Source organism: Companilactobacillus kimchiensis, from assembly GCF_001438805.1.
Lineage (GTDB): Bacteria > Bacillota > Bacilli > Lactobacillales > Lactobacillaceae > Companilactobacillus > Companilactobacillus kimchiensis.
In genome coordinates this window covers 117,521-133,391 of sequence record NZ_JQCF01000005.1, presented here as the reverse complement: position 1 = coordinate 133,391, position 15,871 = coordinate 117,521, and the positions used below count along the sequence as shown (strand labels likewise).

The following is a 15,871-nucleotide window of genomic DNA, read 5'->3' as shown; positions in this document are numbered from 1 at the left end:
ATTTTAGAGACTTATGTCACAGCCTCTTTTAATTTGCCCTTATTTTTCACGTTTCTCATATTACTTTTTGGCATCTGTAAAAAATTAGTCTGGTACCAGATATTCGTACAATGTTGAAAATTCAGAATTTCGATTAAATTTCAACCTTAGTTCTATTCTTAACTTTAAAAGACACGATCAAACAAAGAATAGTTATTACCAAAGTTACGATAAAGGCCCACTTATAACCTACCGTGTCAGCAGCTTTGCCAACCAAACCATGACGAAGTCCAAATTTACTACCCCATGCTGTTATCGCGACTAACAAAGCCGTTCCTAGTGATGTTGCCAACTGTTGAATCGTTACAATAATGGTACTTCCATAAACAACGTATTTCTGTGGCAAAGCATTTAATCCCAAGACACTAATTGGCATGTAAACCAGTGTTAAACTACTGATTCTGATGGCATAAACAATCGCAATCCAGATAGGACTAGTCGTTTGATTGAACCATAACATCGGAATACTGGCCATAATTGCTAAGCCGAATCCATAATAGGCCAATTTTTTAATTCCAAATAAATCATAGAGTTTTCCCGAAATTAATGAAATGACGGCCATCAATAAAGCACCGATTAATAAGGTTAAACCGGAAGTCGTGGCATCCAATCCTCGAATATTTTGGTTATATAATGGAACAATCAATTCTGGACCCATCAATGAGATGGCCGCTAGTGATGCTAATACAATTACCTTTCGAAATGATGGAGCTAAAAAAACTCGTAATTCCAATAAAGGATGTTCAATGTGTAATTGTCGATAAACAAAAAATCCTACGATTACTAATCCCAAAACAATTGTTACTAACACCATTGAATTAAAATTCGTTGACACACCGATATTTGAGAAACCATATAACAATGAACCGAATCCAACTGTCGACATTAATACCGATGGTACGTCCAATTTATCTGGTTTAGTCGGCGTTATGTTTTTAATAAAGAAGTTTCCTAACAATAAGGCTAATACTGCTACTGGAATCAAAAAAATAAATAACATTCTCCACGAATAGTGATCGACGATCACCCCTGACAAAGTAGGTCCGACGGCTGGCCCCAAACTAATCACTACCCCAGCAATTCCCAAAATAAAACCTCGTTTCTCAACTGGAAAAATCAATGTTAACACGTTTTGCACTAAGGGCATGCTGATACCAACGGAAATAGCCTGTACCATCCGGCCAATCAATAACACTAAAAATGAATTAGCCGTTGCTGAAATAATTAATCCCAACAAAAAAATCGACATGATACTGACAAATAAAGGCTTCAAATTAACCCGATTCGTAAAATAAGCTGCCGTCGGCATAGTAATTCCCGCTACTAAAAAATAGCCAGTGCTCAACCACTGTGCCGACAGCTGAGTAACGCGCATTTCTGACATGATGGCTGGCAAAGCATTATTTAATAACGTTTCAGCCAAAGTAGTCAAAAAACTCCCCAATAATAAAATGAACATCATCAGAAACTTTTGTTTCTGGGTAAATGTTGTTTTCATACATATCCTCCTAAATTTTGAGAATAAAAAAAGAGCTGAATAAGATATCCATTAATTGCGACATCTTATCCAGCCCGTCCAATGACAAACCCTCCGATGAACATGACCAACTATTCTTCAATAGTTGGTACGTATTCATAAAACTTTTTATTCTCTTTATAATTATTAAAACAACGTAATTGGTATCATAGCATGTAAAAATTTATAAGTAAATATTCTTTTAGTTCCTAATATTTGCTAACTCTCTCCCACCCGAGGAAAATAAGGTTAACTAATAACTACTAAGGAGATTTAATTATGCCATTAATGAGATTCGATATTTATAAGGGTCGAACTAAGGATGAAATTCGTCAGATTCTTGATATCACCTATGACGTAGCTACTCAAGATTTTAGTTTACTGCCACATGATCGTTATCAAATAGTCACCCAACATGATCCTGAAGAAATGGTAATTGAAGACGTCGGTTTAGGCTTTCAACGAACTGAAAAATTCGTCATGATCAGCTTAACTTCCAGTCCACGTAAACGTGAAGACAAAGAACTATTTTACAAAGACTTGGTGACTGAATTGCATGAAAAAGCCGGTATTTCGCCAGAAGATATTATGATCAATATCACGCCTAATACTAAAGAAGACTGGAGTTTTGGCAACGGTGAGGCACAATTTCTCAATGGCAAATTAGATTAAAAATGTGATATAACTGTGCAATCCTATTTCAAAATAAAATTAACTGCTAAATCAATTGCCTCTTGTCTCGAATTGCCCAAGGAAAAGCCATGATCAGCATCTTCTATAAGATGTAATCCACTATTATCATAGCTATCGTGATATCTCTGCGAAGCAATCTTATTGACGACGGTATCTTTCAATCCATGAATTAAACAGACTGGTCCCTGATATTGACTAGCAACTTCGTAGATTGGCAAAGTCTGGGCTGTTCGTAGATAAAATCCACCTAAAGTTAAACCTTTTTTAATTGGTAACTGGTCAGGAATATTTTCCGGATCATATGTGTATCCCTGGGTACTGCCCTTCAAAGCATCATCCTTCAGTGTTGCTGCCGGTGCCATTAGAACTAATTTAGTGATTTTTTCATGATAATATCCGGCCAGCATACTGGCAACAACTCCACCTTGAGAATGCCCCAACAAGTAAATGTTTTTTACACCTGACAGTTTACGAGCATAATCCAAAATTGCTTTACCATCGGATATTTCGTTCAAAACCGTCATATCTTCAAATCTACCATCACTCTGCCCGTGACCATTAAAATCACATCTCAGAGTTGCCAAACCTTTTTCTTCAAAACGTGCTGCCACTTGATACAACAATTGATCCGGTTCGATTCCTCGATTAGACGTGAATCCATGCATCAAAATAACCAAATCAAAACTCTTCGCGGTTGGTTTAACCAAAGTCCCTCGCAAAGTTAAATTATCACGTTTAATTTCAACATCCATTATTTAAACCTTCTTCTCTATTAACTTATTGATTATTTTAATACATAAACCAAGTTTTGAAATATAATTAGTTTATTAATGAAAAGAGGAATATCCATTATGGAAAATATTCTCGTCATCGGTGGAACTGGCAATATCGGTTTCCCTTTAATAAAATACCTTAATCAGCAACCTAACGTACAAATAATTGCTGGTACTCACAATGTTGAAAAAGCTAAGGTTAAATTTCAGGACTTTACTAAAGTTAAAATATGTCACTTTGATTTCTTGGATTCAACAACTTTTGAAGCATCCTTCAAAAATATTTCCAAAGTTTTTTTCGTGCGGCCACCTCAATTGGCCAATCCTAAGGAAGATATGTTGCCTTTCTTAAAGTTCGCTAAACAACAAATGATCCAACAAGTCGTTTTCATTTCTTTAATGGGTGTCGACAAAAATCCTATGACGCCACATCACAAAATTGAACAAATGATTCAAGAACTTGATTTGCCATATACTTTCATCCGTCCTAGTTTTTTTATGCAGAATTTGACCACAACTCATCTAGAAGATATTAAAAACAACCACGATCTTTTTATCCCTGCCGGAAACTCACGAACCAGTTTTATTGATACTAGAGATATCGGTGAGATTGCTGGTATTGCTTTATTAGATTCCCACTATATCGGTCAAAAATTGAATATTACTGGACCTGCAGCATTATCTTACAATGAAATTGCTCAAATTATGACGAAGATTTTGGGAACCACGATAACTTATAGCAAACCCAGTCTCTGGAAATTTCGGAAAGTCATGTTACAACGTGGTCTTAAAAAAGACTTTGTTAATGTCATGGTCATGCTCTACCTAATCACTCAATTAGGTAATGCTAAAAAAGTCACCACTATTGCTAGTAAAGTTCTCAATCGACCACCACGAACTATTCAAAACTTTATTCAAGATTATCAGGCTGATTTCAAATAAAAAAATATTCTGACGAATTCGTCAGAATATTTTTTTTACGTAATTTACATCCAGCTAGGTTTATCACCATCAGTATTGGGTTTATTAACACCTAAGCTAGCATCAATATATTGCGTTGGATCAGCAATGATTTTAACTACTAAATCAGCGACACTAGCACGTGATACTTCAGTTCCTTTGAAAGGTTCATTTTTATTAGTCAATTCATAATTAACTTCTTGATCATTCGTTAACCAAGCTGGACGAATTTCCGTAAAGTTTATTTCTGAATCCTCCAATAATTTTGCAGAAGCTCTGAAACTAGGTAAAACGGCACTGATAGCCTGCTCATTCCATTGACCAAATTTACCTGGAACTTCATGATGAGCTCCTAAAGCACTGATGAAAATCAAACGAGTTTGCTTAGTTGATTCCATAGCTTTCAACATACTGGCCGTTTGATCAGCTAAATCTCGCCCACCAACATTTGAATAAACTAAGTCAACATCTGCCATTGCCTGGGCTAATTCTGCAGTATTCAAAACATCCCCTTCGACCAAGCTAACTCGAGGATTATCCTTATATTGATTTAATCGCTGAGCATTTCTTAAAAATAACACTAGTTCATCTTGAGTTTCAGATAACAAACGATCTGTGACGATTCTTGCAGTAGCACCATGAGCACCAATAATCATAATTTTTGTCATATTTTATATTTCCTTCTGTTAAATTTATACGTTTATAATATGGCTAGAATTATGTTATGTCTAATACTTAAATTAACTAACGAACTATGCTTTTTAGGCATTTGTAAATGTATTATTTATTTTTTAAAACATATTGAATTATTTATAAAAATATTCTATGCTTATTTTGTCCTTAATAAAGGAATAAAGTGAATCAATATTATAGGGGGATTTATTTCATGAACTTATCCAAATCAGCTTCGATTATTGCCGCCTTGGCAATGGCCACTACAGGAGCTTTGCTCGTTTCACAAAAGCAAGACGATGCTTCAACAATTGCAACTGTCACTACTGATGGACCTGCAAGATTATATGACGTCAACGGTAACATGATTACTGATCGTGCTTTAGCACCAAACTCACAATGGTTAGTTGGTAAAGTTTACCGTACTAATGATAAAGCCATTTACCAAGTATCAAATAATGAATATTTACGTTCTGAGGACTCTTATTTAACTGGCGATTTAGCTTTCACACAGCCTTCTAGAGAAGTATCTACTAAGTTAATCGGGACTATCAATCGTGGTAACGCCACCCTTTATCGTGACGACACTAATAAATTATCAGCCGAACGTGAATTATCTGATGGTTCAGTTTGGGCTATTGGTAAACACTACGTTAACAAGAATGGCGAGGATTTCTTCCAAGTCTCAACTCACGAATACGTTAATGGTAGTCATTTGTCACTTAACAGATATCCTGACGATGGTACTTACAGTGCTAACTTCGGTATCTCCGGTGCTGATCAATCTAACAATAATTCTTCAGTTGATACCAATACTGATAATAGCAATACAAATACAAATGACAATAGCAACAATACGAATACTTCTGTAGATACAAACACTGATACATCAAATAATAACAATACTAGTTCAAATACTACCGATACTAATACTGATAACAGTGGTTCAACTTCAACCGATACCGACAATGGTTCATATCAACCAAACCTTGCCAATATCAACAAGTATTTTGTTGCCTACTTAAATGCTTTGCACAAAGCCAATGGTACTGAACCTGTTCAATTATCTGATGATATGATGAACTACGCTACACAACGTGCTGGTCAACAAGATGGTAATAATCTTGATCACTCAACCGCTTCTAGAGATACTTCAGAAAATCTATCTGGTGCTGGTTTTAATTATATGGGTTATCAAGGTATCAAGTCTGACAAGGACGCTGCCTACTTCCTATTAAAGGAATGGTACGATGAAGGTAATAATATGGATGGTGTTGGACAACCAGGACATTTCGGTCACCGTGCAGCTTTGATTTATTCAGGTCCTAATGTTGGCCTTGGCATCACAGATACTGATGCTTCATTTGATGCTGATTGGAATGAGTCAGAATTAGATGCTCAAAATAAAATGTTCTACGCAACTTCAGAACCAAATACACAATTCATCTCTAAAGATGCTATCTAATAAAATATAAATTTTAGAGAGTGGGACATAACATGGTCAGCCCTCGAGCATCAAGGCAAATAGTCAGTAGTAATCGTATTTTGATTACTACTGACTATTTGCTTTGAGCGGAAAGAGCTATGTTATGTTCCACGTTTATGCTGCATATTTAAATCAAAAAACAGTTATGTTCCTTTTTTTGTAATCAATCATTCCTGAATAATATTGATATATTTATAAAGTTCCCCTATGCTTAAATTATCCGTTTTTTAGGAAACATTGAAATATCAATTATAGGGGGATTATTTCATGAGATTTTCAAAATCTGCTACAATCATTGCTGCCTTAGCAATAGCTACAACTGGTACTTTGGCATTATCACAACACGATGCTAAAGCTGCCACCGTCGCTACTGTTACCGCCACAAATATGGCTAGATTATACACTTCTGAAGGTACATTAATTACTAACCGTGCCTTAGCACCAAATTCAGCTTGGTTAGTTGGTAAAACCATTTCTATAAATGGCAACAAACTCTATCAAGTTTCCACTGATGAATATTTAAAGGCTAATGATTCACAGTTATCTGACAATCAAGCTACTTCACAAAAAATTGTGGGGACACTTAACGGTATTGTTAGCGAGTTCGTCTATAACGACCAAGCCAGCGATATCAACGGTAAAATCATCATTCCTGGTACAAGTTGGGTTATCGGTAAACATATTATCAATAAATATGGTCAAGATTACGTACAACTTTCACCTCATGAATACATCCTTTCAAGAAACATGAGTTTCAGTAGTCCACTACCTGCTCCAACATATGTGCCTAATTTTGACGTTTTGGGTAAAGGCGCTTATGACCCTGAAGAAGACAATAGTATTGATAATAATACAAATAATAACAATACTGATAATAAACCAGCCAATGATTACAAACCAGATCTTAACAAAATCAACGATTATTTTGTTAAGTACCTCAACGCTTTGCACGCCGCTAATGGTACCCAACCAGTTCAAAGTTCAGCGGATATGATAAGTTACGCTACACAACGTGCTGGCCAACAAGATGGTCAAAACCTTGATCATTCTACAGCCACAAGAAGCACATCTGAAAATTTATCCAGTGCCGGTTACGAATATATGCTAAATTATGGTGATGTTCATTCTGATAAAGATGCTGCCTACTTCCTGTTAAAGGATTGGTATGATGAAGAAGGAAATGCTACTTACGGTCATCGTGCTGCTTTGATTTATTCTGGGCCAACTGTCGGTCTTGGAATTACTGATGGCGATGCCGCATTTGATGCTGATTGGAATTATTCCACATTGAACTCGCAAAATGCCATGTACAGTTCCACTTCTGAACCTAATACTAAATTCGTCTCCAAAGATGCTGTTCAATAAAGCGTCAAAATAGCATCAATTTTAACCAAATGATATACTTAATGTACATATAAATTTAAACAGGTTGAGCGTGAGCTTCAAGAAACCACTTCCGAGGGTAAGGAAGATTTCTTGTTGTTCGCGCTTTTTTTCTCGCCAAAATCGAAGGGAATGATTATATGGCTAAATTCTATCAACAAACTAAAGACGTAATACTGAAACAATTTTCAGTTGACCAAAAAACTGGTTTATCATCCAGTCAGGTTCAACAAGCACGTGAACAATACGGAGAAAATAAGTTGTCTGAAAAGAAGGCTGATCCTTATTGGAAAGTTTTTCTTAAAAGTTTTAAAGAACCGATCGTACTTGTTTTACTGGGTGCAGTTTTATTATCATTCTTAAGTTCTTTCTATGCTTTCCAAGTTCAAGGTAATCCAAAACATGGTCAAGAGAGCCTTTATGAAGCTATCGCTATTTTAATTCTAATTTTTATCAACGCTATTTTAGGATTCTGGCAGGAAATCAGTGCCCGTAAAAGTCTCAATGCTTTGAAAGAAATGAATAATCGCTACTCCCAGGTCTTGCGGGATGGCGATTGGCAAAAAATTCCTACAGTCGAATTAGTAGTCGGCGATATTCTTAAAGTTATGATGGGCGATTTTGTCGAAACCGACGTTCGTTGGATCGAAACTGATGAATTACAAGTTATCGAATCACATTTAACTGGTGAACCTGATGCTATCCCTAAGAATACTGAAGCTCTTCAAGGGACAGTTGAAATTGGTGATCAGGCCAACATGGGTTTCTCTGGCTCAACAGTTTCTAATGGCCAGGGAATTGGACTAGTGGTTGCCACGGGTGAAAATACTGAATTAGGCAATATTGCTCGTCTGATTCAATCAGTTGATGTGAAAGATTCTCCATTACAAACTACCATCAACAAATTAACTAAAATTTTGATGAAATTCTCAGCCGGAATCGTTGTTTTAACTTTTGTCATTGGTATTATCCGTGCTGGAGAATTCAGTATTAATTCCATTACCTCGGTACTATCAACCTCAATCGCTCTAGCTGTGGCCTCAATCCCTGATGCCCTGCCAGCTGTTCTGTCTATCGTTTTAACAATTGGCGCGGCGAAAATGGCGAAAAATAAGGGATTGATCAAATCCCTCAGCAGTGTCGAAACATTGGGTAGCACTTCTTATATTTGTTCTGATAAAACTGGAACCTTAACCAAAAACGAAATGACTGTAACTAAATTCTACGAAAATGGGAATTTTCATGAAGTAGCCGGTTTAGGTTATACTCCAACTGGTAAAATCACTGGTCAATTATCACCTCAACCTTCGATTTTTCTATCTGGGGCAGTGCTCTGTAATGAAGCCTCTGTTAAAGAAGTTGATGGCAAGTTTAAACCTTTTGGCAACCCAACTGAAGTTGCTTTGAACGTTCTCGGTCAAAAAGCTAATGTGATCAAAGATGAACTCCTACAGACAAACAGAATTGTCAGAACTTTACCTTTCACTAGTAGTCGTAAAATGATGAGTGTCATCGTTAAAACTGCCACTGGTTATCTGCTTTATACCAAAGGTGCACCTGATGTTTTATTACGTAACAGCAGTGGTATCTTAGTAAATGATCAAATTGACAATTCCGACCTAGCTAAGCAAAATTTTAACCAAATTGTTAGTGATTACGCCGAACAAGCCTTACGAACATTAGCAGTTGGTTATAAAGAAATTACGCAAGCTGCAGCAGAAACTGGTAATGTTTCTGCATTAGAAACTGATTTAACCATCGCTGGTGTGGCTGGTATCATCGACCCTCCTCGTGAAGAAGTTAAATATTCCGTTAAAACACTCAATGATGCCAATATTGAAGTTGTTATGATTACTGGAGACCATGAAAAAACTGCCCGTGCAATTGCTTATGACTTGGGAATCGTGAAATCAAAATCGGCCCGAGTTATCAAAGGGATTGATATTGAAACTATGACTGATGAACAACTCTTTCAAGCTGTTGTCGGTGTGAACGTCTACGCTCGAGTAACTCCGGAACACAAACAACGTATTGTCAAACAGTTGCAACGTCACGGACAAATCGTAGCGATGACTGGTGATGGCGTTAATGATGCACCAGCATTACGAGTGGCTGACATTGGAATTGCCATGGGAATCAATGGAACCGAAGTCACTAAAGATTCGGCTGATTTAATTCTCTTAGATGACAAATTCACTACAATTGAAAATTCCGTTAAAAGTGGTCGGACCATCTATGCCAATATCAAAAATTTCATGCGCCATGAATTAACTACCAACGTTGCTGAAGTTTTGGCCCTGTTATTGGGACTATTCTTCTTCAACCAAACTGTCGGCGATATTCCTGCTGCTACACCAACTTTGACAGCCTTAATGGTTCTGTGGGTAAATATGGTCAGTGATGCATTACCTTCATTTGCCCTTGGTTATGACGTCGCTGAATCAGATATTATGAAAGAAAAACCTCGTGATCCTAATGAATCAATCCTTGCCAATCACACTTGGTCGCGAGTATTGATTCGTGGCTCAATCATGGGAGCCATGGTATACATAGCTTTTATCTTGGCCGCCAACTTAGGGATGAATCGTAATGAAGCGCAGACCGTTGCCTTTTTGACTCTAGTTTTTGGACAATTATGGCATGTCTTTGATGCTCGCAGCTCACGGACTATTTTCAGAAGAAATCCTTTTGGGAATCCTCGATTAGTAATGGCAGTTTTATTCGCAGGAATCGCTTCGGTTTTGGTAACAATTATCCCCTTCTTTAATCTCGTTATGGGAACCGCTCAATTACCAACATATATTTATCCACTGGTAATTATTATTCCAGCTTTACCAACGTTACTTCTATCAGGATTAAAAGAAATTTTTAATATCAAAATTTGGTAAACCAATTGTATTGGTAGTTAAACCTACTAAATTGATTATTTCTACATAGTGTTTAATAATTTTAGTAAAAAAAAACATTATATTAATGAATGATTCCCAGTGGAGTCATACATAATATAATGTTTTTTGAGTTGAAATACTGTTTTAACAATAAATCATTAGTTCGAAATAACAATTTGAAATGGGGCTCAGCCGCGAAATTCTGGTTCCTTTTCAAGCAAGGTTATTTCTTACGATTATTTTTAATAAGTAATCCCAGTTCCTTGTTTAAGCCATTCACTAGTTGAAACACGATAATAAGTATTACCCTGGTCATCATGTGCTACAAAATCGACTTTCCAAGCTGAATCAGAAGAAAGCGCACGACTCTCAACAAGCTTCATATCATCACCGTATAACTTATAATAAGAAGCCGTATGACCACATTTTACGATTCCACCAGCATTATTAACGTCAATGAATCCATTGAAACTTGCATCATCACCAAAGACTACATCTTTCGCATTGACCCAGCCATCAGTTGAAACACGATATTGTTTATTACCATTTTTGTCAGTTCTGACCTCATCAGTTTTCCAAGCAGTACTCTTAGCCAGTGCTTGAGCATCGTTGATTTTATCCTGGTCATTATACAAAGAATAATATTTAGCAGATGGTTTCGTCAAAACCACTCGATCAATCTTTTCAACAGTCCAATCACCATCGATATTATTTCCATTTAAAATAACATCATTGGCATTGATCCATTCATTATCTGCAATATGATATTGAACATTACCGTTTAAATCAGTTCTAGCACGATCAATCTTTAACGCAGTAGTCTTAGGAATTGTTTTGCCATCAATGATTTTATCATTATCATCATAGATTGCGTAGTTATCTTGACTACTCTTAGTTTTGGCTGTTTCAGTTGGATAAGTTATTGTCCAATTGTGACTGTTAGAACCTGAATTAGAGCTTGAGTTAGAACCTGAGTTAGAGCCTGAGTTAGAGCCTGAACTAGAACCCGATCCAGAATTATCTTTCTTTGTTACATCTACTTCTTGAACATAAGTTACCTTACCATCTTTAACTGTTGCATCACCAAAACTATTATCAGTATCTACGCCATCTTTTAGCGTATAAGTAACCGTTCGGTAATACTTGCCATCTTTAGTGAATTTTCCACCTGAAAAATCAGTTTTGCCATCAGCGGTTCCATCAGAATTTGTCGTGAAATCACCGAATGAAACATCACTAGCAAGATCGTCAGCTGGATTATTATTATTAACCAAAGAATTGGCTGTCACATCAACTGAACTGGTTGCATCATTAGTCTTAGCTGTTGAAGCCTTTGCCACTGGATTGGCAACAGCGAACTTCGAAACGTCAATTTTTTGTAAGAATGTTACTGTACCGTCAGAATTAGTCTTGTGTGGAGTTGTTGAACCAAAGTCATAATCAGTAGCACTACCATTATTAAATTTAAAGGTAACTTTACGATAATATTGACCCGGTTTGACCAATTTACCGTCCTTCACAGCGTCTGTATCAGCTGTTCCATTACCACTCAAAATATCTTGGGCATTATCGCTTGTAGCATCATAATAATTATCATTATCAGCTGAGAAACTACCAGCAACATCCTTAGAATCAGCATCTTTTAACGTTGTTTGATCATCTAAAGCAATCGTAGCTGAACTACCATCATTAACAGTCTCTGGTTTGATAGTGGCCGTTGCTGCTGTCTTTGGAGCGGTAATTGTAATTTTACGTACATATGTAACAGTTGACGGAGTTTTCATAGTCGCACCATTATCAACGGTAGGGCTAGCAAGCTTTGCTGTTTCAGACTGGGCATCTAATTCAGGATAATATACTTCAAGTGTCCTTCTATCGACATTGAAAGATACCTTCTGATAATAAGTGCCCGCAATTAATTTGCCCTCGTTTGTTGGCTCTGCCTCTTCACTCAACGCTTTATTCAAATAATACTTATCACCAAAAGTAACCGTTGGAGTAACCGGGGTACCAGTAGCCGGGGTACCATCTGCTTTCCCAGGTAGATCAATTGGCTGCATATCTCCAAGTTTATACTTACCATTAGTCGTCCCATCAGTTAATGATGAAACATCATCCTTTGTCGTCAATGATAAATCAGGGACGGTGGTTACAGTGGGGCTTTTTGTAATCTTGAATCCATGTTCACTTAGATTTCCTTCACCGAACGGACCCACGTGAACAGTTAATTGGACTGATCTATTATTTCCATCCTCAAAAGCCTCTGAAATATTTTCTAAATAAGTGTGATCAGTATTCGTGCTAACAGGCTTGTATCCATCGGGGGCGGAATTAGTGCTATATTGAGCCGTTATATAAAATGTATAATCTCCTATTAAATTAAATGTATCTTCGCTTGGCTCCTTCGCCGCTGGATTTGTCATCAAGTCTATTAATCCTAAATGACGTTGTTCATCATCATAATTATCAGGGCTACCACTATGCTGAGCATTGGCTACACTGGAGGCATTATTAACATCCGTCGTAAAATAGTGAAAGCCTATGCCATCATCGTCTCTCAATGAAATTAAGACTCCAAGGACTGTGGGTGAATTTTCTCCAGTAACTGTCACATCACCAAACTGATTCATAAAACGCTGGGCCTGTTGATCTTCATTCATATGTGAAATATCATCAGTTTCATCAGCCATAGCGACAGTTGTTGGAAAAATAACTGTCGTTACAGGTGCAACAGCCAATAATGCTGCCGCAATAGTCCCCGCATATTTAATTGATTTTTTCATAGATAATCCCTCTTTAAATAAATCAGATTCGGTTCTTAACAAAATTCATTTTAATGTTTTCTTCAAAATATTTATACATAAAATAATTTTTTATAACTATAATTTCTATTTTATAACAAAAAAAGCAATTAGACCATTTATAGCTTAATTGCTTTTTATTATCATAAGCTTATTCAATAGCACTTATTTAATATCAGAATAATGTAACTCCGTTGATTTGTTTAACCCATTCATCAGTTGAAACACGATAGTAAGTATTCCCCGCATTGTCTTGAGCCTGATAATCTGTGAACCATGATGAATCCTTAGATAATGCTCGATTAGTCACTAATTTACCATCCTTAGTATAAAGATAGTAAAAAGGACTAGCGCCATTGATATTAACAATCTTCTTAATGCTTTGAATATCGGTCAAACCAGTCGCCACTGCTGGTTGATCATAATTAACATCGTCGGCATTGATCCACTCATCAGTTGAAACGCGGTATTGTTTAACACCAGCTTTGTTAATTCGATAACCATTAGTTTTCCATGATGTATTGGCACCCAAAGCACGATCTACAACTGCATCATCTGCTTCATTATCCAATATGTAAAAACTCTTATTGGTCTTGGTTGTGACAATACCATTTTCTTTGTGATATGACCACTGATTGTTATCTGTATCAGTATCGGTACTTGAATTTGAATGAGAGCCACTTGGTTTGTTAGGAATGTTCTTTACATTAACTGCTTGAACATAGCTGACCGTATTGCCGTTGACCGTTCCACCGGGAAAGTCATTGGTATCCTTAACACCATCTTTTAAGGTGTAAGTAATGGTACGATAATACATCCCAGCTTTAGTAAATTTACCATTCACGATTGAATCTGATTGAGTACCACTGCCATCTTTATTATCAGTAAATGGACCAAAAGTAACACTATCAGCTACTGAATCTCCTTGCCCATTAACCAAAGACGTGGCTTTTAAATTCAAGGCATCAGCGGTTGTTGCTGTATTAGCATTAACAGATGGTACTGTTGTTGAAATCGGACTAACAACAGTATTATTGCCAACTGTAACTGTTTGTAAAAAGGTTACTTCAGAACCATCGGTACTAACCTTGTGTGGTGTCGTTCCAAAATCATAATCATTGCCATCAACACCATCATTCAATTTGAAGGTAACTTTACGATAATATGAACCTGGTTTAACAAACTTATCACCGCTGACTCCAGCCGTAGTAGCAGTCGTATCATCGTCAAGAATACTTTGAGCATTAAGACTTGTATCATAATACCTTGTATTATCAAATGAAGAGCTGGCTGCTATTGAATCAGTAGAAGTACTATCAGTTAAAGTAGCATTAGTATCCAAGCCTTTACTTGTACTTGAACTACCCGGTTTTGCGGTCATTGTTGGGATAGTAGACGTGGCCGTATTACTTGCTTTGATTACTATTTTACGGACAAAGGTAACAGTGGATTTAACATCATCACCAGTACCTTCACCAGTCACAACAGTAGGTGCATAAAGACTAGCAGTCGTATCCTTACTTTCGGGATACATTACTTCAAGGCTTCTTTTTGGGACTGCGAAAGTTACTTTCTGGTAATATGTACCCGCAACTAATTTACCATTATTTACTGGATTAGCGGATGTTGATAATTTTTCACCTTTATAGTAGGAAGTATCAAAACTAGGGGTTGTTTGTTTTAATAATGAATAACCCGATGTATCACTTAACTTTGAAGCAGCATCAGTGGTTGTTAAGTCGGTCAAATCTGGAACGATTGCTTCAGTAGCAGTTTTGTATAACACAAAACTCACAGGAGTAACAAGATCATCCGTAGAATCTGCACTAGGCGTTATATGGGCAGTTAATTGCATCGATCTTGTATTTCCACTTTCAAATTGTGCAGTGTCTTTTAAGAGATTCTCATCTGCAATAGAACCACCATATGCTGTTGTATCAGCATCATCAAGGGTATTAAATTTAGCCGTGAAATGGAAACCATTAGTATTCACACTATAAAATTGATCAGGATCTAATTTTGTAGTCATTAATGATTCAATGTCTTCATTTCCGATTACATCATCCATAACTTGTAACGGATTTGGCGTACCAAAGTACTGAAAGTTATTTGTTTGCTCATCCATATCTCGTAAGCTCTCTAGATGAGGTAGGATGTCATCAGCATGCGCTTTAACATCTATATTTCCATTAAATTGACTCAGAAATGTCTTTGCCTGATTAATCTCGTCGGTATCCTCATCTGACTTAGTAGTATCTGCTGCCTTAACAACAATTGCTGTAAATGTGGTAGGTATTATTGGTGCAACCGCCAATAACGCCACAGCAACTGTTCCTGCGTATTTAATTGATTTCCTCATAAATTATCCTTCTCTCAATAAAAGTATTTATGAAATATATTTAAACTTTTATAAATATTTTTGATAAAACGGTCTTAAACTTTTGTCTGTATCCGAAAGAAACCAAAAAGGTCTATCACCATTTACAAACATTTTCATCATAATTAATTTAAATTACTGATAAAAATACTCTAATACGTTAAATGTTAACACTTTGTAATCATTTATTTAATTACATTTATATTGGTATAATGATAATTGTCATATTTTAAATCGCTTATCACATAAAAAAAGAACCATATAAATTTATATACAGTCCTTT

The 15,871-nt window shown here is 36.4% G+C and carries 10 protein-coding genes; 5 read left to right on the top strand and 5 right to left on the bottom strand.

Annotated elements, in window-relative coordinates; all coding sequences use genetic code 11:
• Nucleotides 1-133 precede the first annotated feature (133 nt).
• Nucleotides 134-1,537, bottom strand: coding sequence for a DHA2 family efflux MFS transporter permease subunit (locus IV57_RS04350; RefSeq protein WP_057880282.1), 1,404 nt, complete (start codon nt 1,535-1,537; stop codon nt 134-136).
• Nucleotides 1,538-1,834: 297 nt separating this feature from the next.
• On the opposite strand from IV57_RS04350, the gene IV57_RS04345 reads away from it, so the two are divergent.
• A complete protein-coding gene (locus IV57_RS04345) occupies nt 1,835-2,227 on the top strand; it encodes a tautomerase family protein (protein ID WP_057880281.1) in 393 nt (130 codons plus the stop codon).
• A 23-nt stretch (nt 2,228-2,250) separates the two neighbouring features.
• On the opposite strand, the gene IV57_RS04340 is transcribed toward IV57_RS04345, so the two are convergent.
• Entirely contained in the window at nt 2,251-3,000 is a 750-nt protein-coding gene (locus IV57_RS04340) for an alpha/beta hydrolase (RefSeq protein ID WP_057880280.1), read from the bottom strand.
• Nucleotides 3,001-3,099: 99 nt separating this feature from the next.
• Between IV57_RS04340 and IV57_RS04335 the strand changes: the two genes are divergently transcribed.
• Nucleotides 3,100-3,963 (top strand): SDR family oxidoreductase, encoded by an 864-nt coding sequence (locus IV57_RS04335; protein ID WP_057880279.1) that lies wholly within the window; start codon nt 3,100-3,102, stop codon nt 3,961-3,963.
• A 44-nt stretch (nt 3,964-4,007) separates the two neighbouring features.
• Here IV57_RS04335 and IV57_RS04330 read toward each other — a convergent pair whose 3' ends face one another.
• Nucleotides 4,008-4,649: an NAD(P)H-binding protein gene (locus IV57_RS04330; RefSeq protein WP_057880278.1), complete on the bottom strand. Its 642-nt coding sequence runs from the start codon at nt 4,647-4,649 to the stop codon at nt 4,008-4,010.
• Between the two features lie 218 nt (nt 4,650-4,867).
• Between IV57_RS04330 and IV57_RS04325 the strand changes: the two genes are divergently transcribed.
• From IV57_RS04325 to IV57_RS04315, 3 genes are all read left to right on the top strand, one after another.
• Entirely contained in the window at nt 4,868-6,118 is a 1,251-nt protein-coding gene (locus tag IV57_RS04325; protein ID WP_057880277.1) for a CAP domain-containing protein, read from the top strand.
• A 288-nt stretch (nt 6,119-6,406) separates the two neighbouring features.
• Nucleotides 6,407-7,504, top strand: coding sequence for an SLAP domain-containing protein (locus IV57_RS04320; protein ID WP_057880276.1), 1,098 nt, complete (start codon nt 6,407-6,409; stop codon nt 7,502-7,504).
• Between the two features lie 158 nt (nt 7,505-7,662).
• Nucleotides 7,663-10,410: a cation-translocating P-type ATPase gene (locus IV57_RS04315; RefSeq protein ID WP_057880275.1), complete on the top strand. Its 2,748-nt coding sequence runs from the start codon at nt 7,663-7,665 to the stop codon at nt 10,408-10,410.
• Nucleotides 10,411-10,652: 242 nt separating this feature from the next.
• Here IV57_RS04315 and IV57_RS04310 read toward each other — a convergent pair whose 3' ends face one another.
• Nucleotides 10,653-13,193 (bottom strand): hypothetical protein, encoded by a 2,541-nt coding sequence (locus IV57_RS04310; protein ID WP_057880274.1) that lies wholly within the window; start codon nt 13,191-13,193, stop codon nt 10,653-10,655.
• Between the two features lie 193 nt (nt 13,194-13,386).
• Nucleotides 13,387-15,570, bottom strand: a complete 2,184-nt coding sequence (locus IV57_RS04305) for a hypothetical protein (protein WP_057880273.1) — start codon at nt 15,568-15,570, stop codon at nt 13,387-13,389.
• Nucleotides 15,571-15,871: the final 301 nt, after the last annotated feature.

What these genes read in the sequence shown, in the direction of transcription:
- IV57_RS04350 (WP_057880282.1), bottom strand. Translation starts at nt 1,537, where the DNA reads ATGAAAACAACATTTACCCAGAAACAAAAGTTTCTGATGATGTTCATT.
- IV57_RS04345 (WP_057880281.1), top strand. Translation starts at nt 1,835, where the DNA reads ATGCCATTAATGAGATTCGATATTTATAAGGGTCGAACTAAGGATGAA.
- IV57_RS04340 (WP_057880280.1), bottom strand. Translation starts at nt 3,000, where the DNA reads ATGGATGTTGAAATTAAACGTGATAATTTAACTTTGCGAGGGACTTTG.
- IV57_RS04335 (WP_057880279.1), top strand. Translation starts at nt 3,100, where the DNA reads ATGGAAAATATTCTCGTCATCGGTGGAACTGGCAATATCGGTTTCCCT.
- IV57_RS04330 (WP_057880278.1), bottom strand. Translation starts at nt 4,649, where the DNA reads ATGACAAAAATTATGATTATTGGTGCTCATGGTGCTACTGCAAGAATC.
- IV57_RS04325 (WP_057880277.1), top strand. Translation starts at nt 4,868, where the DNA reads ATGAACTTATCCAAATCAGCTTCGATTATTGCCGCCTTGGCAATGGCC.
- IV57_RS04320 (WP_057880276.1), top strand. Translation starts at nt 6,407, where the DNA reads ATGAGATTTTCAAAATCTGCTACAATCATTGCTGCCTTAGCAATAGCT.
- IV57_RS04315 (WP_057880275.1), top strand. Translation starts at nt 7,663, where the DNA reads ATGGCTAAATTCTATCAACAAACTAAAGACGTAATACTGAAACAATTT.
- IV57_RS04310 (WP_057880274.1), bottom strand. Translation starts at nt 13,193, where the DNA reads ATGAAAAAATCAATTAAATATGCGGGGACTATTGCGGCAGCATTATTG.
- IV57_RS04305 (WP_057880273.1), bottom strand. Translation starts at nt 15,570, where the DNA reads ATGAGGAAATCAATTAAATACGCAGGAACAGTTGCTGTGGCGTTATTG.